The sequence below is a fragment of the Streptomyces sp. NPDC032721 genome (assembly GCF_055579625.1).
In genome coordinates, this window is the sequence record NZ_JBVIMX010000001.1 from 282,454 (window position 1) to 307,895 (window position 25,442).

General features: G+C 72.0%; 20 protein-coding genes and 1 tRNA gene. 9 read left to right on the forward strand and 12 right to left on the reverse strand.

Annotation, left to right across the window (positions count from 1 at the left end; all coding sequences use genetic code 11):
- Positions 1-703 precede the first annotated feature (703 nt).
- Positions 704-1,852, forward strand: coding sequence for a hypothetical protein (locus tag ACZ5PB_RS01170; RefSeq protein WP_468686700.1), 1,149 nt, complete (start codon positions 704-706; stop codon positions 1,850-1,852).
- Here the strand turns inward: ACZ5PB_RS01170 and ACZ5PB_RS01175 are convergent.
- On the reverse strand, positions 1,821-4,052 hold the full coding sequence (locus ACZ5PB_RS01175; protein ID WP_468686702.1) for a tetratricopeptide repeat protein: 2,232 nt from the start codon (positions 4,050-4,052) through the stop codon (positions 1,821-1,823). The two genes, ACZ5PB_RS01170 and ACZ5PB_RS01175, sit on opposite strands and share 32 nt — an antisense overlap.
- 263 nt (positions 4,053-4,315) lie before the next feature.
- Between ACZ5PB_RS01175 and ACZ5PB_RS01180 the strand changes: the two genes are divergently transcribed.
- The gene (locus tag ACZ5PB_RS01180) at positions 4,316-5,419 is read left to right on the forward strand and encodes a M20 family metallopeptidase (protein WP_468688218.1); all 1,104 of its coding nucleotides are present in this window, start codon (positions 4,316-4,318) and stop codon (positions 5,417-5,419) included.
- A 15-nt stretch (positions 5,420-5,434) separates the two neighbouring features.
- Here ACZ5PB_RS01180 and ACZ5PB_RS01185 read toward each other — a convergent pair whose 3' ends face one another.
- From ACZ5PB_RS01185 to ACZ5PB_RS01195, 3 genes are read right to left on the reverse strand one after another with little or no spacing between them, the layout of a single operon-like run.
- Positions 5,435-6,241: an ABC transporter ATP-binding protein gene (locus ACZ5PB_RS01185; protein WP_468686703.1), complete on the reverse strand. Its 807-nt coding sequence runs from the start codon at positions 6,239-6,241 to the stop codon at positions 5,435-5,437.
- Between the two features lie 4 nt (positions 6,242-6,245).
- Positions 6,246-7,487, reverse strand: a complete 1,242-nt coding sequence (locus ACZ5PB_RS01190; RefSeq protein ID WP_468686705.1) for a FecCD family ABC transporter permease — start codon at positions 7,485-7,487, stop codon at positions 6,246-6,248.
- Positions 7,484-8,572, reverse strand: coding sequence for a FecCD family ABC transporter permease (locus ACZ5PB_RS01195; RefSeq protein ID WP_468686707.1), 1,089 nt, complete (start codon positions 8,570-8,572; stop codon positions 7,484-7,486). The genes ACZ5PB_RS01190 and ACZ5PB_RS01195 overlap by 4 nt, the downstream gene beginning before the upstream one ends.
- 170 nt (positions 8,573-8,742) lie before the next feature.
- On the opposite strand from ACZ5PB_RS01195, the gene ACZ5PB_RS01200 reads away from it, so the two are divergent.
- From ACZ5PB_RS01200 to ACZ5PB_RS01225, 6 genes are all read left to right on the forward strand, one after another.
- Positions 8,743-9,732 carry an ABC transporter substrate-binding protein gene (locus ACZ5PB_RS01200; protein WP_468686709.1) on the forward strand — a complete coding sequence of 330 codons (990 nt, stop codon included), beginning with the start codon at positions 8,743-8,745 and terminating at the stop codon, positions 9,730-9,732.
- 272 nt (positions 9,733-10,004) lie between these two features.
- A complete protein-coding gene (locus tag ACZ5PB_RS01205) occupies positions 10,005-11,615 on the forward strand; it encodes a (2,3-dihydroxybenzoyl)adenylate synthase (protein WP_468686710.1) in 1,611 nt (536 codons plus the stop codon).
- Between the two features lie 73 nt (positions 11,616-11,688).
- Positions 11,689-12,321 carry an isochorismatase family protein gene (locus ACZ5PB_RS01210; RefSeq protein WP_468686712.1) on the forward strand — a complete coding sequence of 211 codons (633 nt, stop codon included), beginning with the start codon at positions 11,689-11,691 and terminating at the stop codon, positions 12,319-12,321.
- 4 nt (positions 12,322-12,325) lie between these two features.
- Positions 12,326-12,580, forward strand: coding sequence for a phosphopantetheine-binding protein (locus ACZ5PB_RS01215; protein ID WP_468686714.1), 255 nt, complete (start codon positions 12,326-12,328; stop codon positions 12,578-12,580).
- 56 nt (positions 12,581-12,636) lie between these two features.
- Positions 12,637-16,548, forward strand: coding sequence for an amino acid adenylation domain-containing protein (locus ACZ5PB_RS01220; RefSeq protein WP_468688219.1), 3,912 nt, complete (start codon positions 12,637-12,639; stop codon positions 16,546-16,548).
- A complete protein-coding gene (locus ACZ5PB_RS01225; protein ID WP_468686715.1) occupies positions 16,545-16,742 on the forward strand; it encodes an MbtH family NRPS accessory protein in 198 nt (65 codons plus the stop codon). The genes ACZ5PB_RS01220 and ACZ5PB_RS01225 overlap by 4 nt, the downstream gene beginning before the upstream one ends.
- Before the next feature lie 77 nt (positions 16,743-16,819).
- On the opposite strand, the gene fes is transcribed toward ACZ5PB_RS01225, so the two are convergent.
- From fes to ACZ5PB_RS01250, 5 genes are all read right to left on the reverse strand, one after another.
- On the reverse strand, positions 16,820-18,091 hold the full coding sequence (gene fes, locus ACZ5PB_RS01230; RefSeq protein WP_468686716.1) for an enterochelin esterase: 1,272 nt from the start codon (positions 18,089-18,091) through the stop codon (positions 16,820-16,822).
- Between the two features lie 51 nt (positions 18,092-18,142).
- Positions 18,143-18,880, reverse strand: a complete 738-nt coding sequence (locus tag ACZ5PB_RS01235) for a hypothetical protein (protein ID WP_468686718.1) — start codon at positions 18,878-18,880, stop codon at positions 18,143-18,145.
- Between the two features lie 25 nt (positions 18,881-18,905).
- A complete protein-coding gene (locus tag ACZ5PB_RS01240; RefSeq protein WP_468686719.1) occupies positions 18,906-19,223 on the reverse strand; it encodes a hypothetical protein in 318 nt (105 codons plus the stop codon).
- Between the two features lie 107 nt (positions 19,224-19,330).
- A tRNA-Leu gene (locus ACZ5PB_RS01245) sits at positions 19,331-19,418 on the reverse strand.
- Positions 19,419-19,515: 97 nt separating this feature from the next.
- Positions 19,516-19,980, reverse strand: a complete 465-nt coding sequence (locus tag ACZ5PB_RS01250) for a hypothetical protein (RefSeq protein WP_468686720.1) — start codon at positions 19,978-19,980, stop codon at positions 19,516-19,518.
- A 194-nt stretch (positions 19,981-20,174) separates the two neighbouring features.
- Here ACZ5PB_RS01250 and ACZ5PB_RS01255 point away from each other — a divergent pair, with 194 nt between their 5' ends.
- A complete protein-coding gene (locus ACZ5PB_RS01255) occupies positions 20,175-21,494 on the forward strand; it encodes a DUF2254 domain-containing protein (protein ID WP_468686721.1) in 1,320 nt (439 codons plus the stop codon).
- A gap of 51 nt (positions 21,495-21,545) precedes the next feature.
- Here the strand turns inward: ACZ5PB_RS01255 and ACZ5PB_RS01260 are convergent, their stop codons facing one another.
- From ACZ5PB_RS01260 to eboE, 3 genes are all read right to left on the reverse strand, one after another.
- Positions 21,546-22,619: a sugar phosphate isomerase/epimerase family protein gene (locus ACZ5PB_RS01260; protein WP_468686723.1), complete on the reverse strand. Its 1,074-nt coding sequence runs from the start codon at positions 22,617-22,619 to the stop codon at positions 21,546-21,548.
- A 75-nt stretch (positions 22,620-22,694) separates the two neighbouring features.
- The gene (locus ACZ5PB_RS01265) at positions 22,695-24,101 is read right to left on the reverse strand and encodes a nucleotide pyrophosphatase/phosphodiesterase family protein (protein ID WP_468686725.1); all 1,407 of its coding nucleotides are present in this window, start codon (positions 24,099-24,101) and stop codon (positions 22,695-22,697) included.
- Entirely contained in the window at positions 24,098-25,321 is a 1,224-nt protein-coding gene (eboE, locus tag ACZ5PB_RS01270; protein WP_468686726.1) for a metabolite traffic protein EboE, read from the reverse strand. Before eboE ends, ACZ5PB_RS01265 begins: the two co-directional genes overlap by 4 nt.
- Positions 25,322-25,442 lie beyond the last annotated feature (121 nt).

The window sequence follows — 25,442 nt, forward strand, 5'->3', positions numbered from 1 at the left end:
GCTGTTCCGGGAGGCCCCGCGCGGCCCGGCGGGCGCCTGGATATCGTGGCCCGGTCATACGGTACGGAGCGGTGGGCGCGGAACGGGGGCGAGCGGTGGTGGATCCGGGCGGCGAGGGCTGGATACGGGTGCCGGTGGGCGACGACGCGTCCCGCTGGGCCTCCAGGGGGCGGTGCCTGAAGGTGCTGCTCGTGGTGCACAACGTCACGTCCGCGACCCGGCTGCTCGACGTACTCCCGCTGTTCGACGACGACCACGGGGTGCAGTTGCTGGTGACCTGCCCCGGGTCTTCGCCCTTCGGGGGCGGGGTGGCGGAGCTGCTGGCGGAGACGGGGTTTCCGGTACTGCCGTGGGAGCAGGCGCTGGCGACACCGGTGGACCTGGCGATATCCGCCAGCTTCGGCGGCCAACTCCACCTCATTTCCGGGAAGTTGACGATCCTGTCGCACGGCGTTGGCTACACTAAGAGGCTGGCAACACCGGACACCGGACACCGGACACCGGTCGCCCTTCGCCCAGTCCCGGGCAACCGTCTCCGCCACCGCCCACCTTCGGCCTCTCCCCCGACTGGCTGCTGCACGACGGCATCCCCTTCGCCGACGCCCTCGTCCTCTCGCACCCCGAGCAGCAGCACCGTCTCAAGGAGGCCTGCCCCGAGGCCGCGCACACCGGAGTACTGGCCGGTGACCCCTGTTTCGACCGGATGCTGGCGGCGCTCCCGCACCGCGACCGGTTCCGCCGGGCCCTCGGCGTCCGCCCCGGCCAGCGGCTCGTCGTCCTCAATTCCACCTGGAACCCCGAGTCGCTCTTCGGCGACGGCGGCGACGAAGACCTGCTGCCGGGTCTGCTCCCCCGGCTGACCTCCGAACTCCCCGCCGACGAGTACCGGATCGCCGCCGTCCTGCACCCCAACATCTGGTACGGACACGGCCCCGGCCAGGTCCGCGCCTGGCTGGACCGGGCACGCCGCGCCGGACTGACCCTGATCGACCCCCTGCACCACTGGCGACAGGCGGTGCTCGCGGCGGACGCGGTGATCGGTGACCACGGCGCGGTCTCCTACTACGCGGCGGCCCTCGGGCTCCCCGTACTGCTCGGAGCCGCTCCCCTGGCCGCGCTCGACCCCGAGTCCCCGGTCGCCGACTTCGTGGCCGGGGCACCGCGCCTGGACCCGTACGGCTCACTGGCACCCCAACTCGACCAACTCCTCGCTACACACATCCCGTTCACCGAGGCCGCCGAGTTCGCCAGCGCGGTCCCCGGCGAGGCGGCGGCCCTGTTGCGCACCCTCTTCTACGGCCTCATGGACCGCCCGGAACCACCCGTCCCGGCAACGCTCCTCCCACTCCCGCTGCCGCCGTACGAACCCGCGCACCGCACCGCCCCCGTCCGGGTCGTCACCCGGCCGACCGGCGTACCCGGCGAGGTGTCGGTGACCCGTTACGCCGATCCGCGCGGCGCACCGCTCGCCCCCGGCGACGTACACACCTCGGTGCACGAGGACACCCGCGACCCCGGGCGGCTGGCACTCGCGGACGTCATCCATCGCGAGGGGGCGCCGGACGATCCGCGCTTCGGCGGTCCGGAGCACTGGACGGCCGAGATACTGGAGCGCTTCCCGCAGTGCGCGCTCGCCGTGTACGTGACGGGGCCGGGGAGTTGTACGGTGCGTACGCGCTCGGGCGTGCTGCTGCGGCTCACCGGTGGACCGGACGTCGACCCGGTCGCGTGCGCCTCCGCGCTGCACGCCTGCCTCGGGACGGGACCGCCGCCGCACAGTCTGACCGTACGCACCGGTCCGACGGCGCACCCGGTGACAATCACTCCGGTCGAGGAATCCCGTCCGCACTGACGCACAGGGCTCGCAACTGCCGCAGATAGGCGAGGTGTTGGAAGGCGTTCTCCTTCTCCAGGAGGGTGAGCGCCTCGTCGACCAGCGGCAGCGCCGCCGCCCGCTCCGCCTCGCCCGGGGGCCGGGTCCCGTCCACGTACGTACGGGCGAGATCGGTGAGGGCGCGGGCCGTGTTGTAGGTGTCGCCGATCTCCCGGAGGGACCGCAGCGCCGTGCCGAGCAGTTCGCGCCCCTCGTCGAGCCTGCCTAGACCGGCCAGCGCGCGGCCCCGGTGGCGGGACAGCAGGGCGAGGGCGCGGGGCAGGTCGGCGGCGCCCTCGTCGTCGGGACCGATGCCCGCGTACAGCTCACGTACCTGCTCGAAGAGTGCGTACGCGTCCGCCCAGCGCCACTGCGCCAGCCGCAGCAGCCCGAGCCCCTCGACCGCCGAGGCGTGCCCCCGTACGTGGCCCGCCGCGCTCTCGTCGCGGGCGGCGGCGCGCAGTTCCCGCTCGGCCTCTTCGTACCGTTCGAGGGCGGTGAGCGCGAAGCCGAGGTGGGCGTGCGTCATTCCGGCGGTACGGGTGCCGGGGAAGTGCGCGTCGGCGGTGCGGGCTCCGGTGTGCAGGGCGGGCAGCAGGACTTCGAGGTGGCCGGCCTTGAGCTGGAGGGGCCAGAGCGCGCGCACCAGCCCGCACACGGTACCCGGTTCCTCGAACTCGTCGGCGGCGGCCACCGCTTCGGCGAGGTTGCCCGCCTCGGTGGCCAGGGCGGCGACCGCGTCACCCTGGCTCTCGTACGTCAACTGCTCGTCTTCGGAAGCGGGTTGGGGTGAGCGCCAGCTCTCGGGCAGGGCGGCACGGGCAGTCGGTTCGGCGAAGTGCAGGAGGCCGCGCAGGACGCGCCGTACGGCGGTCGAGCACACCGCCACCCCGTCCTCGCGGAGGGCGGCCTGTTCGGCGTGGGCGCGTACGGACGGCCGGTAGTGGAGGCGGCCCGCCGGGGTGGTGTCCAGGAGCTGGACCGAGGCGAGGATGCCGAGGGCGCGGGCCGCTTCGTCGGCGCTGAGGTTCGCGGACCATGCGGCGACCCTTGCCGTGCAGCTGGGCCACGGGCGCAGGGCGGTCAGCCGGTAGACCCGGGCGGTGACCGGGTCGAGGGTGCGGTAGGAGTCCTCGATGGCGGTGCGGACGGCGTCACTGGAGGCTGCGTCGGGAGTGCTGTCGGAGGTGCTGTCGGGAGTGCTGCCAGGGTTGCTGTCGGTCATGGCGGTGAGCAGTGACCTTTCCGTACGGGGCGGCGGCACGTGGGCCAGCCGGGTCGCGGCGGCCCGCAGCGCGTAGGGCGAGCCCGCGCAACGGGCCAGTACCGAGGGCAGCCGGTCGCGGGCGGCGTCGACGGCGGGCTTGCCCGCGACCCCGACGAGGAGCCGGCGGGCGTCCTTGTCGGCGAGCGGCCCCACGGGTATCCGCAGGGCTTCGAGCCCGAAGAGCGGGTCGCGGGCGACCATCACGGTGACGACGCGGGGCGCCGAGGTGAGCAGTCCGCGCACCTGGGCGGCGGAGGTCACGTGGTCGAGCACGACGAGGAGCCCGAGCTCGGCCACGCAGCTGCGGAAGTACTCCGCCCTGTGCTCCTGCGCCGGGGGTATCTCCTCGTCGGGCACGCCGAGTTGGCGGAAGATCTCGCGCAGTACGGCACCCGGGTCCATGGCCCCGTCCGGGCCGCCGCCGCCCCGCAGGTCGACGTACAGCTGCCCGTCGGGGAAGCGGGCCGCCGCCTCCCGGTTGCCCCAGAACACGGCGGCGGCGCTGGTGCCGATGCCCTCGGGTCCGTGCAGCAGTACGGCTCTGGGGCGGCCGTCCGCCTTGCGCGAGGCTTCGGCGTCGAGGAGCTTGAGCACCTTCTGACGGTCCGTGAAGGAGTGCGCGGCTGCGGGCAGTCGGGGTACGGAGCGGATGCCGCCGCCCATCGGGACCGTACCGGCGAAGGCCGCCCAGTCACGGGCGAGAGCGGGGTCACGGCGTACGGCTGCGTGCAATTGCCGTGCGACGTCCTCCAGTTGGGCCCTGCCGGTCGGAGCGGCGACCTCGCGGCCCAGGGCTCGCTGCACCAGCCTTCCGGCCGACTGCCAGATCCACTTCCCCGCCTCGCTCCCGGTGCCGGTCGCGATCGTCCCCAGCACCGCCGTGATGGCGGTCACCGAAATGGGATCCAGCATCAGGCACTCCCCCGTCGTCCCGGTCCGTGGTCGATCAACGGTATCGGCACGGGCGTGCGGACAACACCGGTCCTGGCGAACGGTGTTGAAGAGGCGCCCCGGGAGGCGTTGCGAGGGCACCCCAGGGACACCCCGGGAGGCGCGCCACCGCCCTCCCCGAGCCCCGTAGGGTGGCCGGTACCACGGAGAAAAGCCATGGTCAGGAGGACCAACAGGTGTCGGACAGCACGGACAGCACGGACAGCAGCAAGCTCAAGGCCGCGATGCGGGCCCGGGTCGGCGAGGTCCGCGAGGAGCTCCTCGCGCTCGCCCATCGGATCCACGCCCACCCGGAGACCGCCTTCGAGGAGCACCGTGCCGCCGCCTGGTGCGCGGATGTGCTGCGCGGCCACGGGTTCGCCGTCACCGCGCCCGCGTACGGGCTCGACACCGCCTTCGAGGCGACGATCGGCTCGGGTCCCACGACCGTGGCGCTGGCCTGCGAGTACGACTCGCTGCCCGGGATGGGGCACGCCTGCGGGCACAACCTGATCGCGGCGGCCGGGGTCGGTGCGGCGCTCGCGCTCGCTCCGTACGCGGACGAACTCGGGCTGACCGTGCGGGTGTTGGGCACCCCGGCCGAGGAGAGCGGGGCGGGGAAGGCGCTGCTGATCGATGCCGGGGCGTTCGCCGGGGTGGACGCGGCGATGATGATCCACCCGGGCCCGTTCGACATGGCGGAGTTCCGGTCGTACGCGATGGGGTCACTGGAGGTCACGTACACGGGCAGGTCGGCGCACGCCGCGATGAACCCGCACGAGGGACGGAACGCGGCCGACGCGCTCACCGTCGCGCAGGTGGCACTCGGGCTGCTGCGCCAGCACCTCCCCGGCGACTGGAAGGTGCACGGCATCACCACCGAGGCGGGCACGGCGCTCAACGCGGTCCCGGAGCGGGCCCGTGCCGCGTACGCGCTGCGCACACCGGCGGTGGCGGAGCTGCGGGAGCTGCGCGGCCGGGTCGAGGACTGCTTCCGGGCGGGCGCGCTGGCGACCGGCTGCGAGGTCACGCTCGGGCAGCCGTCCCCCGACTACCTGGACTTCCGTACGGACGCGGGGCTGGCCGCGCTGTGGGCGGCGAACGCCCGCGAGCTGGGTCGGCCCGAGCCGCAGGTGCGCGGCCCCTTCGCCTCGACCGACATGGGCAACGTGTCGCACGTGGTGCCGTCGATCCACCCGATGCTGGACATCGGCAGCGGCACCAGCAGCCCGCACCAGCCGGAGTTCACGGCGGCGGCCGCCGCCCCGGCCGCCGAGCGGGCGATGCTCGACGGCGCGGTGGGGCTGGCCTGGACGGCGGCGGACTTCGCACTGAGCCGGGTGCCGTAAACAGCAACCGGGTAATCAGCCGGCCTGGGCCGCCGGTTCCCGTACGGGGGCGGCGGCCGTCGGTACGACCACGGGCGAGCCGTCGCCGGGGGCCGCGAGGATGTCGGCGTCGACCCCGTACAGCTCCTTGACCAGCTCGGCGGTGACCACTTCGCGCGCGGGGCCGTGGGCGACGACGCGGCCCTGGTTCATGGCGACGACGGTGTCGGCGTAGCGGGCGGCGCTGGCCAGGTCGTGCAGGACCATCACGACGGTGCGGCCGGCCGCCGCCACCTCCCGTACCAGGGAGAGGACTTCGACGGCGTGCCCGAGGTCGAGCGCACTGGTCGGCTCGTCGAGGAGCACGATCGGGGTCTGCTGGGCGAGCACCATGGCCAGCCAGCAGCGCTGGCGCTGGCCGCCGGAGAGCTGGTCGAGGCGGCGTTCGGCGAGCACGGTGGTGCCGGTGGCGTCCAGGGCCTCCCGTACCGCCGCCTCGTCCTCGCGCGACCACTGCCGGAACAGGCCCTGGTGCGGGTGGCGTCCGTACCGTACGAGACCGGCGACGGTGACCGCCTCGGGGGCCTGCGGGGACTGGGCGAGCAGGGCGATGCGGTGGGCTGCCTTGCGCTGGGTGAGCTGCCAGACGTCGGCGTCCCCGGCGCGCACGGTGCCCGATTCCGGCTTGTGGAGGCGGGCGACGGCTCGCAACAGGGTCGACTTTCCGCAGCCGTTGGGGCCGACGACGGCGACGACCTGCCCGCTGGGGACGGTGAGGTCGACGCCGTCGACGACGGGGTGGCCGGGGTATCCGGCGGTGAGCGCCTCTACGGTCAGTTCCACGGGATCAGGCCTTTCCGGTCCGGGTGGACTTGGAGGGGGAGGCGGGCTTCGAGGGGGAGGCGGCCCTGGACGGTCCGGCGGGCTGTGCCGAGGCCTTCTTGCCGAAGAGGACCCAGAGCAGGAAGGGGCCGCCGAGCACGCTGGTGACGACGCCGACCGGGATCTCGACCGGGGCGATCACCCGGCCGAGCGCGTCCGCGCCCGCCACGAGGGCGGCACCGACCAGGGCGGAGCCGATGACGGGGACCCGGGTGGGTCCGCTGAGCCGTGCGGCGAGTACGGGTGCGGCGAGCGCGACGAAGGCGATCGGGCCGCCGATGCCGACGGCGATGCCGGCCAGGACGACGGCCATGGCGAGGGCGACGGCCCGTACCCGGGGGACGTTGACGCCGAGGGTGGCGGCCATGTCGTCGTCGAAGCGCAGCAGTTGGAGGCGGCTGCCCACGATCAGGGCGAGCGGCACCAGGACGAGGAGCAGGAAGGAGAGCGGCGTACCGACGCCCCAGTCCCGGCCGTTGAGCGAGCCGACGGTCCACAGGAAGACGCCACCGGCGGTGTTGTCGTTCTCGCGGGACATCACGAGGTCGGTGACGGCGCCGATGACGGTCGAGACGCCGATGCCGACGACGAGGATGCGGTAACCGCCGCGCCCCGCGCCGCCCGCACACAGGACGACCACCATGGCGGCCAGCGCCGCGCCGAGCGGTCCCAGCCACCAGTCGCCGATCATGCCGGTCGACGAGCCGACGACGGAGGCGACGACGGCCGCGGTGGCACCGTCGTTGACGCCGATGATGTCGGGGGTGGCGAGCCGGTTCCCGGCCAGGGTCTGGGTCAGACAGCCCGCGATGCCGAGCGCGGCACCGACCATCAGCCCGACCGCGATGCGCGGCAGCCGGAACTCCTGGACGAGCATCACGGTCGCAGAATCCCCGGTTCCGAGAAGCCCCGCGACGGTGTCGCCGAGGCTCATCCCGGTGGAACTGGCGAAGGCGGCGAACGCCACGATCACCCCGATGACCACCGCGAGCCCAACGGCCACGAGCGCGCTGCGGTACGGAAAGAGCCAGGAGAGGGTGCCGAGGCGTACGGGGGTGGAGTCGGGCGGAGTGAGGGTGGGCGAACCGTCCGGGGACTCCCCTGACCCACCTGACCCGCCTGACCCACCTGTGGTGGACCCCAGGTCCGTCTGGATGTCCGCCTGGTTGTCCGCCTGGTTGTCCGTCTGGCCCTTCGTCGGCGTCATGCGCCCGCCCCCGCCGTCGACATGCGCCGTGAGCGCGCGATCCAGATCAGCAACGGGCCGCCGATGAAGGCCAGCAGCACGCTCACCGGTGTCTCCCACGGCCGGATGACCACCCGGGCCAGCAGGTCTGCGGCGATCATCGCGACCCCGCCGACCAGCCCGGACAGCACCAACTGGCCCGCCATCCGCGGCCCGGTGACGGCACGTGCCGCGTACGGGGCGAGCAGGCCGAGGAAGGCGATCGGTCCGGCGAGCGCGACCGCGGCCCCGGCGAGGAGCGTCACCGCGACCGCCACGATCAGCCGGATCCGTCCCGGGTGATGGCCGAGCGAACGCGCGCTGTCGTCGCCGAGTGCCAGCGCGGACAGCGGACGTACGCACGCGAAGGCGATCAGCAGCCCGACCGCGATCAACGGGATCAGCGGGTACGTGTCCTCGGTCTCGATGCCCGCGAGGGAGCCGATCGTCCAGTAGCGGTACGTGTCGAAGGTGGACTGCGTACCGAGCAGGACGTACGAGGTCGCCCCGTGGAAGGTCGCGCCGAGCGCCGATCCGGCGAGCACCAGCCGCAGCGGCGACCCGGCGGCCCGGCCCGAAGCGGCGAGCAGCAGAACGACCGAACTCGCCGCCATGCCGCCGACCAGCGCCCACACCAGGACGCCGTACGCCGAGGTCACCCCGAAGTACGTGAGTCCGATCACCACGCCGAGCGCGGCACCGGAGTTGACGCCCAGCAGTCCGGTCTCGGCCAAGGGGTTGCGCGTGACGGCCTGGAGCAGACAGCCCGCGGCGCCGAGCGCGATGCCGACGAGGAGTCCGGCGAGCGTGCGCGGCAGCCGTACGTCCATGACGGCCAGCCGTATCTGCGCGTCGGCGCGGGCGGACGGGTCCCCGGTGAGGAATCCCCAGGCGCGGGCCATCGGATTCGAGCCCGATCCGATCAGCAGCGACAGCACGCACAGTCCCAGCAGGAGCAGCAACAGTGCCGCTGCCGCCAGCAGCGTGGGGCGATGGAGTCTCGCCGAGCCCGGTATGGGGGGTTCGGATCCGGACTCCCGGACCCGCCCCTCTTGCGCAACCAACATGAAGTTAGCCTAACCTAACCTAGACTTCGAACCCCTGGTCGGGGTAGTTCGAACTCCCTGCTGTCGCAGGGAGGTTTCGAGATACCTCGACCCAGGGGTGACTTACCCCTGTATGTCCGGTTCCTGGCCGGTCATCACTTCGCCTTCACCTCAGCATGGAGATCACGGACATGTCGTCGAACCTCACCCCGCGCGCCCGGCTGACCGCGGTGGCAGCCCTCACCCTCGCCTCCGCCCTCACCCTTTCCGCCTGCGGTTCGGACGAGTCCGGCACCAAGGGCTCGGACGCCGCGGGCCAGGCCAAGAACGCGAAGGAAGTCAGCGTCACCGACGCGACCGGCGCCGAGGTGAAGGTCCCGGCCGCCCCGAAGAACGTCGTCGTGCTCAGCGAGATGGACCTCGACTCCGCACTCGCCCTCAAGGTCAAGCCGGTCGGCCTGTCCGCGGGCCGGGGCCAGAAGGGCGCACCCGGCTACCTCGCCGACCAGGCGAAGGGCATCCCGGTCGTCGGCGCGGTCACCGGACCGGACATCGAGAAGGTCATCCAGGCCAAGCCGGACGTCATCCTGGCCGGCCAGCTCGCCGACAAGCAGATCCTCGCGCAGCTCCAGAAGGTCGCGCCGACGGTCGTCACCCTCGACAAGAAGAAGGACTGGAAGAAGTCCTTCGAACTCGCCGGCAAGGTCCTCGGCAAGTCCAACGAGGCCACCGAGTTCCTCAAGGGGTACGACACCAAGCTGGCCGAGGTGAAGAAGGCACTCGGTGCGAACGCGACCAAGAACGTGTCGGTGGCCCGCTACTCCGCCAAGGGCACCGCGGTCATGCAGCAGGGCGTGTTCATCTCGGACGTCGTCAAGGAGATCGGCTTCAAGCGGCCCGGCATCCAGAACGAGAAGGGCCAGGGCCACTCGACGCCGCTCAGCGACGAGGACCTGAAGCAGATCGACGCCGACTGGCTGTTCATCGGCACCCTGACCTCGACCGGCAAGGACGCGAAGCTCTTCACCGAGCTGAAGGCGAAGCCCGCGTACAAGCAGCTCAACGCCGTCAAGGACAGCCACGTCACCGAGATCGACGGCTCCAAGTGGACCAGCCTCGGCGGCCCCCAGGCAGCCGTCTCGGTCCTCGAAGACATCCAAAAGTCCATGACCACCAAGTAACCCCCCGAGCCCCCTCGGGCGGCACGGCCGCGTGCCAAGCCCCCTCGGGCGGCAGGGCCGCCGCCGAGCCCCCTTGGGCGGCGGGGCCGCCCCCCGGGGGCGGAACGGGCGGGCAAGGGGGCGGCCCCCGACGGAGTCGCACCCCTCGCCCCGCCCCACCTACGCCATGGCCCCAACACCCCCGCCCCACCCACCCCCTCCTCGCCACCGCCCGGACCCACCCCACCCCCCAGGGAAGGTGGCCCGGCACCCCACCCCGCCAAGGACCCCCCGTGCTGCCCGACGCCCCCACCTGGCCCGCCCCCCTAGCCGCCCAGTACCGCGCCAACGGCTACTGGACCGGCGAAACCTTCGGCGAAATGCTCCGCTCCCGAGCCGAAGCCCACCCCACCCGCACCGCGATAACCGACGGCGACCGCAACTGGACCTACGCCGAACTCGACACCCGCGCCGCCGAGTTGGCCACCGGCTTCGCCGCCAGGGGCATCACCAAGGGCGACCGCGTAGTGGTCCAGCTCCCCAACACCGCCGAGTTCTTCGAGGTGATCTTCGCCCTCTTCCGCCTCGGCGCCCTCCCGGTCTTCGCCCTCCCCGCGCACCGCGAGACCGAGATCCACTACTTCTGCGAGTTCACCGAGGCCGTCGCCTACGTCATCCCGGACAGGGCCGCCGGCTTCGACTACCGCGACCTGGCGTCCAAGGTCCGCTCCGAAGTCCCCACCCTGCGCCACGTCTTCGTCGTCGGCGACCCGGGCGAGCACACCCCGCTCTCCCAAGTCCCGCTCCCCGCACTGCCCCTGGACGGACCGGACCCCTCCGACCTGGCCTTCCTCCAGCTCTCCGGCGGCAGCACCGGCGTCCCCAAGCTGATCCCCCGCACCCACGACGACTACATCTACTCGCTCTGGGGCTCCAACGAACTCTGCGGCGTGACCGAGGACTCCGTCTACCTGGTCGTCCTGCCCGCAGCCCACAACTTCCCGCTCTCCTCCCCCGGTTCGCTCGGCATCCTGTACGCGGGCGGCCGCGTGGTGATGTGCCCGCAGCCCGACCCGGACACCGCGTTCCCGCTGATCGAGCGCGAACGCGTCACGATCACCGGAGTGGTCCCGCCGCTGGCACTGGTGTGGACGGAGTCCGGCTCCACCACCTCGTACGACCTCTCCAGCCTCGAAGTCCTCCTGGTCGGCGGCGCCAAGTTCAGCGAGGCGGCGGCCCGCCGGGTCTCCCCCGCGCTCGGCTGCACGCTCCAGCAGGTCTTCGGCATGGCCGAGGGACTCGTCAACTACACCCGGCTGGACGACGATCCGGAGACGATCGTCACCACCCAGGGCCGGCCGATCTCCGCCGCCGACGAGATCCGGATCGTCGACGACGAGGACGTGGACGTCCCCGAGGGCGAGCCCGGCCACCTGCTGACCCGCGGCCCGTACACCATCCGGGGCTACTGGCGGGCCCCCGAGCACAACGCCCGCGCCTTCACCGCCGACGGCTTCTACCGCACCGGCGACATCGTGCGCCGGACGCCCACCGGGCACCTCGTCGTCGAGGGCAGGGCGAAGGACCAGATCAACCGGGGCGGCGAGAAGATCGCACCCGAGGAGATCGAGAACATCATCCTCGGCCACCCCGCCGTGCACGACGTCTCGCTGGTCGCCGTCCCCGACGAGTACCTGGGTGAACGGACCTGCGCGTACGTGATCCTGCGCGCCGACGCCCAGCCGCTGAAGGCCGTCGCCATCAAGAAGTTCGTACGCGAGCGAGGGCTCGCCGCGTACAAGGTCCCCGACCGGGTGGAGTTCGTCACGGCGTTCCCGCAGACCGGCATCGGCAAGATCAGCAAGAAGGACCAGCGCTCGATCGCCGCCACTCCGCAGGACTGAACCCCACCACAGGCCACAGGCCCACCCACACACGCACCAGCACCACCCCGCTCCCCCGAAAGGCGCCCCCCTCATGGCCCTGCCCGCCGTCGCCCCGTACGCCATGCCCACCCCTGACGAGCTGCCGGAGAACCGGGTCTCCTGGACCGTCGACCCGCACCGTGCGGTGCTGCTCGTCCACGACCTGCAGAACCACTTCCTGACGGCGTACGAAGAGGGCACCTCGCCCACCAACGAACTCCTCGCCAACGTGGGCGAGTTGGCGAAGGCGGCCCGCGCCGCCGGGATTCCCGTCATGTACTCCGCCCAGCCCGGCGGCCAGTCCCCCGCCGAGCGCGGCCTCCAGCAGGACTTCTGGGGCCCCGGCCTGCCGGACGACGAGCACGCGAAGGCCATCGCGGGTCCGGTCGCCCCCGAGCCCCGCGACACCGTCATCACCAAGTGGAAGTACAGCGCGTACGTCCGCACCGACCTGGAGGAGCGGATGCGCATGGCGGGCCGCGACCAGCTCGTGATCGTCGGTGTCTACGCGCACATCGGGGTACTGATGACGGCGTGCGACGCGTGGATGCGCGATGTGCAGGCGTTCCTCGTCGCGGACGCGGTGGCCGACTTCTCCCGCGCGGACCACGACATGGCGCTGAAGTACGCGGCCGGCCGCTGTGCGGTCGTCACCACCACCGACGACGTCCTGAAGGGGATCTGACGACATGACAGACCACAACACCGCCACCACCCCCCTGACCGTCGAGCAGATACGGGCCGACGTCGCCGACCTCCTGGGCGAGGACCCGGCGGACATACCCGTCGACGAGAGCCTGGTCGACTACGGCCTGGACTCGATGCGCATCATGGCGCTCCTGGAACGGTGGCGCCGTGACCACGGCACCACCGCCTCCTTCGTCGACCTGGCCGAGCAGCCGGCCATCGAAGCCTGGGCACCGCTCCTGGGGGCGGCTTCATGACGTCCCGTACGACGGCCGCCCCGGTCGACCCGGGTGCGCTCCGCCCCACCCTCCCCATGCAGCCCCTGCGGCTGACCTCGGCCCAGACCGGCATGTGGTTCGCACAGGCCCTGGACCCCCACAGCCCGGCGCAGAACACCGCCGAGTGCCTGGAGATCCACGGGCCCATCGACCCTGACCTCTTCGCCCGGACGCTCGGTCAGATCGTCGCCGAGGCGGATGCCTTGCGCGTACGGATCGTCGAAACGGCCGATGGACCGCTCCAGTTGGGCGTCGAGAACCTGCAACTCCCGCTCCACGTCGCCGACCTGCGCGAGTCGCCGAACGCCTTCGCCGAGGCCCAGGCGTGGATGCGCGCGGACCTCGCCACCCCCTTCGACCTGGCGACAGGACCGCTGTTCGCGCACGCCCTGTTCCGGGTGGGCGACGAGCGCTGGCTCTGGTACCAGCGGGTGCACCACGTGGTGATGGACGGCTTCGGCTACTCGCTGCTGGCCCGCCGCACCGCCGAGGTCTACACGGCGCTCGCCGCGGGCGAGAGCCCGTCGGAAAGCCCGTTCGGGCGGCTGGCGGACCTGGTCGAGGAGGACGCGGGCTACCGGGTCTCGGAGACGTACGACAAGGACCGGCGCTTCTGGGACGGCGCGTTCGCCGACCGCCCCGAGGCACCCAACCTGGCCGGGCGCACCGCGCTGCCCTCGCGCACCTTCCACCGCCGTACCGCCCACCTCTCGGCGACGGCCACCGACCAGCTGCGCGAGCTGGCCTCGTCGATCCGCGCGACCTGGCCGGAGGTGCTGATCGCCGCGCAGGCGCTCTACGTCTCCCGGGCCACCCACTCCGCTGAGGTCGTACTCGGCCTGCCGATGATGGGCCGGATGGGCTCGGTGGCGCTGCGCGTCCCCGGCATGGTCATGAACGTGCTGCCGCTGCGTCTGACCGTCGCCCCGTCGGCGACCTTCGCCGAGCTGACCCGGCAGGTGGTGCTCGGCATCCGCGCCGCGCGCCGCCACCAGCGCTACCGGTACGAGGACATCCGCCGCGACCTCGGCCTGCTCGGCGAGGGCCGGTCCCTGGTCGGTCCGCTGATCAACGTGATGCCGTTCGACTACGCGCTGACCTTCGCGGGCGCCCGCACCGAGGCGCACAACCTCTCGGCCGGGCCGGTCGACGACCTCACCGTCAATGTGTACGACCGCACCGACGGCAGCGGTCTGCGCATCGACTACGACGGCAACCCCGCCCTCTACGGCACCGACGAGCTCGCCCGCCACCAGTCCCGTTTCCTGGAACTCCTGGAGCACGTGGCGCACGCCGGGCCGCACACCCCGCTGGCCTCGCACACGATCGCCCGCGAGGCCGAACTCGACCTGGTGCTGAACGAGTTCAACGCGACCGGCCGCCCGGTGCCCGCCACCACCCTGATCGCCCCGATCGAGGAGCGGGCCGCCCGCACCCCCGACGCCACGGCGCTGGTCTTCGGCGAGCAGCGGCTGACGTACGCGGAACTGAATGCGCGCGCGAACCAACTCGCGCACCGCCTCATCGAGTTGGGCGTACGCCCCGGTGCGGTCGCGGCGGTCGCCGTGCCCCGCTCGGTGGAACTGGTGGTCGTACTGCTCGCCGTGCTCAAGGCGGGCGGCGCGTATCTGCCGCTGGACCCGGACTACCCGGCGGACCGCCTCGCCTACATGCTGGCCGACGCCGAGCCCGCGTGCGTGCTCGCGGACCGCGCGGACCGGGTCCCGTCTTCCGGCATCCCGCTGGTCGCCCTGGACCACCTCGACCACACCGCGTACGCCACCACGGATCCGGTCCCCGGGCTCACCCCGGAGCACCCGGCGTACGTCATCTACACCTCGGGCTCGACGGGCCGCCCCAAGGGTGTCGTCGTGTCGCACGCGGCGATCGACAACCGGCTGCGCTGGATGCAGGCGGAGTACGAACTCAACCCCGCCGACCGGGTGTTGCAGAAGACGCCGTCCGGGTTCGACGTATCGGTGTGGGAGTTCTTCTGGGCGTTCCGGGAGGGTGCGGCGCTCGTCGTCGCCGAGCCCGGCGGCCACAAGGACCCCGCCTACCTGGCCCGGGTCATCCGCGAACAGGCCGTCACCGTCTGCCACTTCGTGCCGTCGATGCTCCAGGTGTTCCTGACCGAGCCGGCCGCCGCTTCGTGCACGGGGCTGCGCCACGTGTTCTGCAGCGGTGAGGCCCTGCCGCGCGAGACGGTCCGCGAGTTCGGCCGGGTGCTGGGCGGCGGTGTACCGCTGCACAACCTGTACGGGCCGACGGAGGCGGCGGTGGACGTGACGTACCACCCGTGCGACACCTCCGCGGCCGCCTCGGGCCCAGTCCCGATCGGCCGTCCCGTGTGGAACACCCGGCTGTACGTCCTGGACGCGGCGCTCCAGCCGTGCCCGCCCGGCATCCCGGGCGAACTCTTCCTGGCGGGCGTGCAGTTGGCGGACGGCTACCTCGGCCGCCCCTCCCTCACGGCTTCGCGCTTCGTCGCCGACCCGTACGGCTCCCCGGGCACCCGGATGTACCGTACGGGCGACCTGGCGCGCTGGACGGAGAGCGGCGAGGTCGAGTACCTGGGCCGCACCGACCACCAGGTGAAGCTGCGCGGTCAGCGCATCGAACTGGGCGAGATCGAGGCCGAGTTGGCGCAGGACCCGGCGGTCGGTGCGGTCGGCGTGCTGGTCCGCGAGGACCGGCCCGGCGACCAGCGGCTGGTCGGCTACGCCACCCCCGCCCTCGCGGGCGAGGCCCCGGACCCGGAGGCGCTGCGGGCGCGGCTGGCCCGCAGTCTCCCCGAGCACATGGTGCCCGGCGTGATCGTCGTCCTCGACGAGCTCCCGCTGAGCCCGAACGGCAAGCTGGACCGGCGTGCGCTCCCCGCCCCGGCGTTCACCGGCACCGCCGACACCGGCCGGGCCCCGTCGGGCCACCGCGAGGAGACCCTCACCCGGCTCTTCGCCGATGTGCTCGGCGTGGACCGGGTGGGCGTGGACGACGCGTTCTTCGACCTCGGCGGTACGTCGCTGCTGGCGGCCCGCCTGGTCGCCCGGGTGCGCGACACCCTCGGCGCCGAACTGACCATCGGCACCCTGTTCCAGGCCCAGACCCCGGCCACCCTCGCCGCCCGGCTGGACGCGGGCGACGACGCGTCGGACCACGCCCTGGACCTGCTGCTCCCGCTGCGCGCCACCGGTGACCGCACACCGCTGTTCGCCTTCCACCCGGCGGGCGGCATCAGCTGGTGCTACTCGGGGCTGCTCTCGCGCCTCGCCCCGGGCCAGCCGGTGTACGGCCTCCAGGCCCGCGGCCTGGCGGGCGACCCGGACACCCGACTCCCCGCCACCATGGAGGAGATGGCCGCCGAGTACATCGCGGCGATGCGCACGGTACGGCCGCACGGCCCCTACCGGCTGCTCGGCTGGTCGGTCGGCGGAGTGCTCGCGCACACCGTCGCCGTACAACTGCAGGAGGCGGGCGAGGAGGTCGAGTTGCTGGCCATGCTGGACGCTTACCCGTCGGACCAGTGGCGCGATTCGGCGATCCCCGCCGAGAAGGACGCGCTCACCGCGCTTCTGCGGATGGCCGGCTACGACCGTACGGACGAGCTGACCCGCGAGGACGTCCTCGCCACCCTGCACCGGGAGGGCAGCGCACTGGCCGGGCTCCCGGACCGTACGCTCTCGGCGGTGGTGGACATCGTGGTCAACAACGCCCGCCTGATGCGCGCCCACGAACACCGCCCCTTCGCGGGCGACGTGCTCTTCTTCACGGCGGCGGCCCCCCGCGAGGAGACCTGGCTGACCCCGGACGCCTGGCAGCCGTACGTCACCGGAACCCTCGCCAACCTCGATCTCGACTGCCTGCACCCGGAGTTGACCCAGCCAGGACCCCTGGACGAGATCTGCGCCGTCCTCGCCACGCGCCTGAAGGAGCTGGACCGCTCATGACCACGCCCTCCCCCTTCGACGCCCCGGAGACCACGGGCGAGACGGGCGAACCCACCCACCTGGTCCTGCGCGGCCCCCGGGGCCACCACTCCCTGTGGCCGGTCTTCCGCGAGGTCCCGGAGGGCTGGACGACGGTGCACGGCCCGGCGCCCCACGCGAGCTGCGTCTCCCACCTCCAGGAATCCCCCGTCTGACGCCCTCGCCTGACGACTGAGGGGGCGCCCCGTCAAGGGGCGCCCCCTCGGGAGCGCGGGGCCGCGCCGATCCGCGACTAGCGGTCCCCGCCCCGCTCCCCGAGCAACTCCACCAGCCCGTCGGCCAGTTCGGTGCGCCAGCACAGGTAGTCGTGGCCCCCGTTGTACTCCCGGTACGCCGCGTCGGCGTACCCCTTGGCGACCAGTACGTCCCGCAGCCGCCGCGCCGCGGGCAGCGCCACCCACTCCTGTTCCCCCACCGAAAGCCAGAACCGCACGGGCACCCGCTCGGCGGCCGCGATCCGCCCGGTCAGCCACTCCGAGTCCGCCGCGTCGGGCACGTCCGGCCACCAGAAGGACCCGGACTGCGCGAGTACCCGCCCGAACCGCCCGGGCGCGGACACCCCCGCGAACACGGCGGTGAGCCCGCCCAGGCTCTGTCCGGCGACGACGGTCCGCGCCGGATCGTCGGTCAGCGACAGCCGCTCCCCGGCCCACGGGAGCAGCTCGCACTCAAGGAACCCGACGAAGCGCTCGTTGCAGGCGAGCTCCTCCCAGCGCTGCCCCACCGCCACCGACTCGGGCAGCAGCGCCACCAGCGGCGGGATCCGTCCCTCGGCGATCAGGTTGTCGAGCAGCGCCGCGACATCGAGCCCCGGCTGCCACATCTCGCCGTCCATCAGCACCAGAACGGGCAGGTCACGGCCGCCGCCAGGCGGCTCGTACACATGCACCCGCCGCTCGTTCCCCAGCAGCTCGCTGCGCACCTCGTGCGCGGTCACCGTCCCGCGCGGCACGCCCTCGCGCCGCTGCCACTGGCCACCGGACGGCGCCTGCGGCAGCTCGACGTACGAGACCGGATCGCCGCCCCAACGCCGGGTCAGCGTCCGTGAGTTGAGCGGGTCGGCCACCTGCCGCGCACGCAGGTGGGCCCAGTACCCCTCCGCCCCGGGCTCCGGCCCGTCCCCCTCGTCGACGCAGAACCCGTAGGTGGCCCGCCAGTCCGCCCGCATCCGCAGCGACCAGTGCCACACGTCGGTGTCCGGCACCCGTTCCATCAGGTTGCGCCCCAGGTCGCGCGGGTCGACGACCTTGTTCGGCATGACGAGCACGGCACGCGTGGCCGCGTTCCCGCGCCACAGGAAGGTCACCACCCGGTACGCCGGGTCCCCCGCCGGATCGGGTTCGACGACCGGCCCGCCCCCGGCCCGCCGTACCGCCTCCCAGACGTCACCCTCCGCGACGGCCCGTCGCACCCAGGCGCTCTCGGCCCGCTCCACGGGCTCGGGCCGGGCGATCCGGGGCGGTCGGCGGGTCGTGCCGACGGGGGGCGGGGCGGTCAGGGCCATGGGGGCCTCCAGCGTTCACTTCGACAGCGACATCATCAAATAAGGGTCACCTTACTTGGCGGGTGCGAGCCACAGCGCCTCGCTCCGCGCGCACAGCTCCCCTTCCCGGGTCACGATGGCGCTCCCGGCCAGGTACTTGCGCCCCGACCGCGAGACCGCCCAGCCGAAGGTCACGTGGTCCTCACCCAGCACGACCGGCCTGGTCACGGTGGTCGCGAGGTACGCGGTCACCGTCTCGTGCGGTGCGTCGTCGAAGATGCGGCAGGCCCAGCCGCCGGGGCAGTCGAGCGCACCCCAGAGCTGCTCGTCGGACAGCGTCGTGCTCCCCTTGCCCAGCGCGGGGTCCGGCCGCCACGCGGTCGCCACCAGGGACAGCTCGGGCACCACGGAGAAGTCCTGCCGCAGCCCTTCCCCGGGCGCCCGGTCCGCACCGCACCCGTAGCAGTCGCTGCGGTAGAGCGGGGAACCCGACAGGCCCCGCTCCTCCGCGGCCCTGACCGCCTGCTCCCAGGTGGGTATCGCGGGCGGCATCGGCACCTCACCGTGCCTCTGCGCGGTCAGCAGTACGCCGTCGCCGTCGGCCAGCTCGTACCCACCCGCCTCCGTGGACCGCAACTCCACCGGCACCCCGAGCGGCATCGGCCGCCGGAAGCTGACCTTCGCCGATTCGCCCTTGAGGTTCCGCGCGACAAGTCCGGCCGCGTAACCGCCGAAGCCCACCCCGGGAAACCCGAAAACATCGCTCGGCACCATCACTTCACCCGGACCGGCCTGGGGACTCAGCATCATTCATCACTCCTGGATCATCGGGAACTCAACGTAACTGAGGCGGATAAGGGACTTGGGCAAACGCTACGGCGGGAAGCCCGTCGTGAACGGACTGGACCTCGACATCGTCCGGGGCGAGGTGTTCGCCCTGCTCGGCCCCAATGGCGCCTCGGATCGCCGCGAACAGTTCCGGCAGGGGCGAGCCCTGAGCCACCTCAGCCCTGCCGTAGGAGCCGTTGGTGGTGACCAGCACGAAGGCCAGCAGCAGGACGGTCAGGGTGAGCAGGGGGCCGACGAGGTCCTTCACGGCCACGCCGGAGTCGTCGTCCTCAGTGAGCAGCCGGGGCCGCAGGAACGATTGCACCGCCGACCCGAACCTCATCACCGGATCTTCCGGGCCGGAGACGGCGGAGAGGGCCGGAGGCTAAAACGCAAAATCCCCACGGCCCTGAAGGACCGTGGGGATCTGAGTGGTGTCCGAGGGGGGACTTGAACCCCCACGCCCGATAAAGGGCACTAGCACCTCAAGCTAGCGCGTCTGCCATTCCGCCACCCGGACAAGGTGTCTGTCGTTCCGGGGTGTTTTGCGCTGTCCCGTTCCGACATGGAAAACAATACCAGGGGATCGGGGTGGGTTTCACCTGCGTATTGCGTGGTCAGTGACCTGCGGCGGCCTTGTTGGAGGTGATCCAGTCGTCGTTCTGCTGCCAGGCGTACAGAGTGTCGCCGTCCGCGTACGCGTAGTAGAGGTCGCAGCGGTGGGTGGCCGCGTTGCGGGCGCTCTTGGGGAACCAGTCGGCGTTGAGGGCGGGGTCGGCGGCGGGCTTGGCGGCGTCGAGTTTCTTGCAGGTGGGCGGGAGGGTGGAGGCGGTGGGGAGGGTTGCCTTGAGGAGGCGGTCGCCGCCGGTGGTCGTCATCGAGTACGAGATGCCCTGCGCGGCGTCGGGCAGCCAGCGCGGGACCGAGGGGCGGTCCTGCTTGGCGGCGGTGCCGGAGGCGTAGGTCGCGGACTGCTCGTGGCGGCCGTCGTACCAGTCGCGGACCGCGGGCACCGCGACAAAGCCGAGGAAGGCGACGCCTGCGACGGTTCCGGCGGTGGCGACGACGGCTGCGGTCTTCATGGGCAGTGCTCCAGGAAATGGAATGGGGTGATTGCGGGCTTGTAGGTCAATCCTCTCGGGCGGTTGGCCCGTACGGATCAGACCGGAGGACCGTTCCGTGTACGTCTGAAGTGGCATGCGGTCGGGTCGGCACCTAGGGGTCCTGGGCGTCCTACCCTCGGCCGGTGAGTACTCCACTTGGTTCGCGTTATCGCATGCCCCGGCCGCTTTCACCTCTGCGGGAGCATCTGCGGGACACCTTCTGGTTCGCGCCCGCGCTGAGTCTCGCGGCAGCCGTGCTCGTCGGCGTCCTCGCGGCGGGCGTGGACTCGGCGATCATTTCGGCGCTGCGTGATTCGGAGTCGTACGACGAGCTGGCGCAGTTGATCGGTATCGCCGAGGACGCGAAGACGATCATCACGACCGTCAGCTCGGCCATGATGACCTTCATCGGTGTGGTCTTCAGCATCTCGCTGGTGGCGCTGCAGATGGCGAGCGGGCAGTTCACACCGCGCGTCGTGCGGATCTTCGTACGGAGCCGGATCACCAAGCTCACGTTCAGCGTCTTCCTGGCCACCTTCGTGACGTCGCTGCTGGTCCTGTCCGCGTACGACGGGGAGACCGATCCGCGGCGAGTGTCCTCGGTGCCGCTGGTGCAGAGCCTGGTGACGATGGCGATGGTGGGGCTGAGCCTCGTCCTGTTCATCGCGTACGTGAACTCCATGCTGCGGATGATGCGGGTCGGGTACGTCATCGACCGGGTCGGCCGCGAGGCCGTCGCGGTACTGCGCAAGCAGGAGCGGGACTGGGAGGACGGGGCGCCGCTGGGCGAGGAGACCGCGCGGCTGTCGTACGAGGGGCGCGCAGGGGTGCTGCGGGACGCGTACATCGCGCGGATGGTGCGGACGGCGGCGCGGCACGGGGTGGTGCTGCGGCTGATTCCGCGGATCGGGGACTTCGTGGTGGCGGGTACGCCGCTGCTCGCGGTGCACGGTGGTCCGCCGCCCGCGCGGCGGGTGCCGCGGAACTGGGTTTCGGTGGGGGTGGAGCGGACCTTCCACCAGGATCTCGGGTTCGGGCTGCGGCAGCTCGCGGACATCGCGCTGCGGGCCCTGTCCCCCGCCGTGCACGATCCGACGACCGCCGTGCAGGCGCTCGACCGGATCGTGCAGTTCCTGTCGGTGGCGGTCGGGCTTCCGCTGGGAACGCTGCACCACAAGGACAAGGACGGCGCGGTGCGGTTCGTGCAGTCCGTACCGACGTGGGGGGATCTGGTGGATCTGGGGTTCAGCGAGATCCGGCTGGCGGTGGAGGGCAATCCTCAGGTGTCGCGGCGGCTGATGGCGGGGCTGGACGACCTGGTGCTGCTCGCCACCGCGCACGGCGCGGGGAACGACCGGGAGGAGGGGTGCGAGGACCGGCGGGCGCCGCTGCTGCGGCACCGTGCGCTCCTGGTGCGGATGGTGGAGCGCACGGTGCCGGAGGAGGCGGAGCGGGAGTTCGCGCTGCTGCCCGACCGCCAGGGGATCGGGTGAGGGGGTGGGGTGTCGGGTGAGTGGGTGGGTGTCGGGTGAGGGGGTGGGGCGTCAGCAGTCGCGTTCGCGCAGGGAGTGCAGGTGGGCGCTGGACTTGCGGGCGAAGGCGAACGAGTCGGCCGGCTGGTCGTGTTCGGCCTGCCAGTGGTGGGCCGTGCGGCCCTGGTGGGTGCGGTTGACGGCGGAGATGAAGCGCTTGTAGTCGATGTCGCCGTCGCCGACGTCGGTCATCCGGTAGCCGTCGCGCTGGGCGGCGTCGTGCTCGCCGTCCTTGACGTGGAAGAGCGGGTAGCGGTGCGGCTGCTTGAGTACGTAGCGCAGCGGGTCGAAGGGGGCCGGGGTGCCGTCCGCCCGCTTGGAGAAGCGGAACTGGGCCACGTACGCCCAGTAGATGTCCATTTCGAGGTGGACCAGGTGCGGGTCGGTCTCGGCGAGCAGGACGTCGTAGAGGCGGGTGCCCGGCTTGTCGGTGGCGAAGGAGAATTCCTCGGCGTGGTTGTGCTGGTAGAACTTCATGCCGCGCTTGCGGGCTGCCTCGCCGTACTTGTTGAAGTCCTCGGCGCAGCGCTTCCAGCCGTCGACGGTGGTGCCGTAGCGCCAGGGTCCTGAGGCGGTGCCGATGTGCGGGAGGCCGAGGGCCTGGGCGTCGTCGAGTACCTTGTCGAGGTTCTGGGCGAAGGTGTAGGCGCCCGGGTTGTTGTCGTCGTAGTAGCCGACGTGGCTGCCGATGCCGCGCAGGCCGTGGTCGCGGGTGAGGCGGCGTAGCTGGGCCAGCGTGATGGGGCCCGCGGAGCCCTGGGTGTAGCCGGCGAACTCGACCTCGTCGTAGCCGTACCGCTGGAGCTCGGCGAAGACCTTGGCGAAGCCGAGGGTCGAGACCTTGTCGCGGATCGAGTAGAGCTGGATGCCGAGGCGTCCCGGGGGCAGCACGGGGCGACCACGGCCCTTGCCCCGGGCGGCGGTTGCGGGTGCTTCGGCTGTTCCGGCCGCCGCGGCGGGGGTGGCGCCCAGGCTGCCGAGGCCCAGAAGGGCTGCGGCAGAGGTGCCTGCGGCGACTCCGAGCATGTTCCGTCTGGAGAGCCGCTGGGTGAGTTCGAGGTCGTTGGCCTTGCTGGAGCGGTTCATGGTTCTGGGTCTCCCTGGATTGTCAGTGCCGTCTGCTTCAGTGGAGGCAGTGGAAGCAGTGGAAGCAGTGGGACATCAGTGCAGGCCTGCGAGGTGGAGCAGCAGTGCCTTCACTTCGGTGGCCGCTGTGCGGCCGGTGATCGCGTGGGGGGTGGAGCAGAGGATGAGCGGACCTTCGTCGTCGCTCTCGGGGAGGCGGCCGTGGCTGCCGCGAATAGGTGACGGGTCCAGGGGGACCACGGCCATCCGGTAGCGCATGCCGAGTTTCTTGCGGGCGACCGCCTTGGCTGCCTTGAGGCGTACGTACGGGTCGAGCGGGTCGAGGAACAGCTCGACCGGGTCGTAGCCGGGTTTGCGGTGGATCTCGACGAGCTGGGCGAAGTCCGGCGCCTTGGCGTCGTCGAGCCAGTAGTAGTACGTGAACCAGGCGTCCGGGTCCGCGAGGGCGACCAGTTCGCCGGAGCGCGGGTGGTCGAGTCCGTGGGCCTTCTTGCCCTCGTCGTCGAGGAGTTCGGCGATTCCGTCCAGGCCGACGAGTGCGGCGCGGGTGGCTTCCAGGTCCTCGGGGCGGCGCACGTAGACGTGCGCGATCTGGTGGTCGGCCACGGCGAACGCGCGGGAGGTCATGGGGTCGAGGTACTCCATGCCGTCCTGGGTGTGCACCTCGACCAGCCCCGCGCGACGCAGGGCGCGGTTGATGTCGACGGCGCGCGAGACGCGGGTGATGCCGTACTCGGAGAGGGCGACGACGGTACGGCCCTCGGCCTTGGCGTCGTCGAGGAGGGGAGCCATCGCGGCGTCCAGGTCGGCTGCCGCGCGGTAGGAGCGGGGGTCGTCGGGGCCGTAGCGCTGGAGGTCGTAGTCGAGGTGCGGGAGGTAGCAGAGGGCCAGGTCGGGGTGGGAGGTGCGGAGGATGTGGCGGGTGGCGTCGATGATCCAGCGGGAGGAGACGATGTCGGCGCCCGGGCCCCAGAAGTGGAAGAGGGGGAACGTGCCGAAGCGTGAGGTCAGTTCGTCGTGGAGGGCAGGGGGGCGGGTGTAGCAGTCGGGTTCCTTGCGGCCGTCGGCGTAGTAGACGGGGCGGGGGGTGACGGTGATGTCGGTGTCCGCGCCCATGGCGTACCACCAGCAGATGTTGGCGACGGTGTAGCCGGGGTGGACGCGGCGGGCGGCGTCCCACAGCTTGTCGCCCTGGACGAGTCCGTTGTGCTGGCGCCACAGCAGGACTTCGCCGATGTCGCGGAAGTACCAGCCGTTGCCGACGATGCCGTGTTCGGCGGGGGTGGTGCCGGTGAGGAAGGTGGACTGCGCGGCGCAGGTGACGGCGGGCAGAACGGTGCCGAGGGACGCCTGGGAGCCGGACTGTGCGAGCTGTTTGAGGCGGGGCATGTGGTCGAGGAGGCGGGGGGTGAGGCCGACCACGTCCAGGACGAGGAGGGGGGTGGGAGGTTCGCTGGTGGAGGTGGTTGGGGTGGGCGTCATGGGAGTTCCTTCAGGCCTAGGTCCGTCAGGAGGTCGCGTACGAGGGTGAGTTCGGCGGCCGTGCCGTCGGCCAGCTGGGCCCGGTTGCGGGGGCGCAGTTCGGGCGGCAGGGCCTGCCAGGTGTAGGTCTCGACCTCCAGATGGCGGGTGAGCGGGTGGCCCGAGGGACCGGCGACGAGGCGGGACAGGACGTCCTTGAGCACGTGGAGGGTGGAGGTGAGTGGCGGGGCCGGTGGGGCGTGCAGAGGGACGTGGAAGTGGGATCGCCAGGGGGTGCCGTCCGGCAGGGCGGAGCCGGTGAGGGCTTCGGCGAGGTCGTCCGTGCCGAGGAGGGGGGTGGAGGGCTGGGGGCTGGGGGTGGTGCTGGTGCTGGTTGTCGTGCTTGGGCGGGTGCGGGTCTGGTGGAGGAAGCGGGGTTCGGCGAACTCGGCCAGGGCCTTGCGGACCTCGGGGAGGTGGGGGTGTTCCGCGTGGAGGGCGGCGGAGAGCTGGGCCTTGGCGATGGTGATGCCCGCCGAGGTGAGGGCGTTGAGGGAGGTGGCCGGGTCCTCGAAGGAGGTGGCGAGGTGACAGGTGTCCACGCAGATGCCGATGCGGGGGTGGGCCAGTGAGGTGAGGGGGCCGATGGCGTCGGCGGTGGTTTCCACGGTGCAGCCGGGCTCGGGTTCCAGGCCGATGCGGAGGGACTTGCCGGTGAGTTCCTCCAGTGCGTCGAGGCGTCCGGCGAGGGTGGTCAGCGCGGTGTGGGCGGTGGCGGCCGCGGTGGGGTCGTCGGCGTACGGGGTGCGCCAGGCCAGCGGGAGGGTGGAGATGCTGCCCTCGGTGACGTCGTCGGGGAGGAGGGCCGCGAGGAGTCGGGCGAGGGTGGTGGTGTGGGCGAGGCGTTCCGGGTCGGTCCAGTCGGGCTTGTACACGCGGTACTTGACCTCTTGCGCGCCGAAGCCTTCGTACGGGAAGCCGTTGAGGGTGACGACTTCGAGGCCGCGCCGGTCGAGTTCGGTGCGGAGGGCGCGGAGGGCGGCGGGGTCGGTGTCCAGGGTGTGGGCGGCGGGTCTGGCGAGCCAGAGGCCGATGCCCAGGCGGTCTCTGCCGAGGCGTTTGCGGATGGGTTCGCAGTGGTCGCGGAGTTGGGCCATGACGCCGTCGAGGGTTTCGGCGGGGTGGACGTTGGTGCAGTAGGCGAGGTGGAGGGTGGAGCCGTTGGGGTGGCGGAAGCGCATGCGGGCACCTTCCGGTGGGGGTGGGGGGTGGCGTGTGGGTGCGGGTGGGGTGGGGGTGGGGGGCCATGGCGGAGGTGGGGCGGGGGCGGGGGATGCGGCTCCGCCGGGGGCCGCCCCCTTG

What these genes read in the sequence shown, in the direction of transcription:
- ACZ5PB_RS01170 (WP_468686700.1), top strand. Translation starts at nt 704, where the DNA reads ATGCTGGCGGCGCTCCCGCACCGCGACCGGTTCCGCCGGGCCCTCGGC.
- ACZ5PB_RS01175 (WP_468686702.1), bottom strand. Translation starts at nt 4,052, where the DNA reads ATGCTGGATCCCATTTCGGTGACCGCCATCACGGCGGTGCTGGGGACG.
- ACZ5PB_RS01180 (WP_468688218.1), top strand. Translation starts at nt 4,316, where the DNA reads ATGCGGGCCCGGGTCGGCGAGGTCCGCGAGGAGCTCCTCGCGCTCGCC.
- ACZ5PB_RS01190 (WP_468686705.1), bottom strand. Translation starts at nt 7,487, where the DNA reads ATGACGCCGACGAAGGGCCAGACGGACAACCAGGCGGACAACCAGGCG.
- ACZ5PB_RS01195 (WP_468686707.1), bottom strand. Translation starts at nt 8,572, where the DNA reads ATGTTGGTTGCGCAAGAGGGGCGGGTCCGGGAGTCCGGATCCGAACCC.
- ACZ5PB_RS01200 (WP_468686709.1), top strand. Translation starts at nt 8,743, where the DNA reads ATGTCGTCGAACCTCACCCCGCGCGCCCGGCTGACCGCGGTGGCAGCC.
- ACZ5PB_RS01210 (WP_468686712.1), top strand. Translation starts at nt 11,689, where the DNA reads ATGGCCCTGCCCGCCGTCGCCCCGTACGCCATGCCCACCCCTGACGAG.
- ACZ5PB_RS01215 (WP_468686714.1), top strand. Translation starts at nt 12,326, where the DNA reads ATGACAGACCACAACACCGCCACCACCCCCCTGACCGTCGAGCAGATA.
- ACZ5PB_RS01220 (WP_468688219.1), top strand. Translation starts at nt 12,637, where the DNA reads ATGCAGCCCCTGCGGCTGACCTCGGCCCAGACCGGCATGTGGTTCGCA.
- ACZ5PB_RS01225 (WP_468686715.1), top strand. Translation starts at nt 16,545, where the DNA reads ATGACCACGCCCTCCCCCTTCGACGCCCCGGAGACCACGGGCGAGACG.
- fes (WP_468686716.1), bottom strand. Translation starts at nt 18,091, where the DNA reads ATGGCCCTGACCGCCCCGCCCCCCGTCGGCACGACCCGCCGACCGCCC.
- ACZ5PB_RS01235 (WP_468686718.1), bottom strand. Translation starts at nt 18,880, where the DNA reads ATGATGCTGAGTCCCCAGGCCGGTCCGGGTGAAGTGATGGTGCCGAGC.
- ACZ5PB_RS01250 (WP_468686720.1), bottom strand. Translation starts at nt 19,980, where the DNA reads ATGAAGACCGCAGCCGTCGTCGCCACCGCCGGAACCGTCGCAGGCGTC.
- ACZ5PB_RS01255 (WP_468686721.1), top strand. Translation starts at nt 20,175, where the DNA reads ATGCCCCGGCCGCTTTCACCTCTGCGGGAGCATCTGCGGGACACCTTC.
- ACZ5PB_RS01260 (WP_468686723.1), bottom strand. Translation starts at nt 22,619, where the DNA reads ATGAACCGCTCCAGCAAGGCCAACGACCTCGAACTCACCCAGCGGCTC.
- ACZ5PB_RS01265 (WP_468686725.1), bottom strand. Translation starts at nt 24,101, where the DNA reads ATGACGCCCACCCCAACCACCTCCACCAGCGAACCTCCCACCCCCCTC.
- eboE (WP_468686726.1), bottom strand. Translation starts at nt 25,321, where the DNA reads ATGCGCTTCCGCCACCCCAACGGCTCCACCCTCCACCTCGCCTACTGC.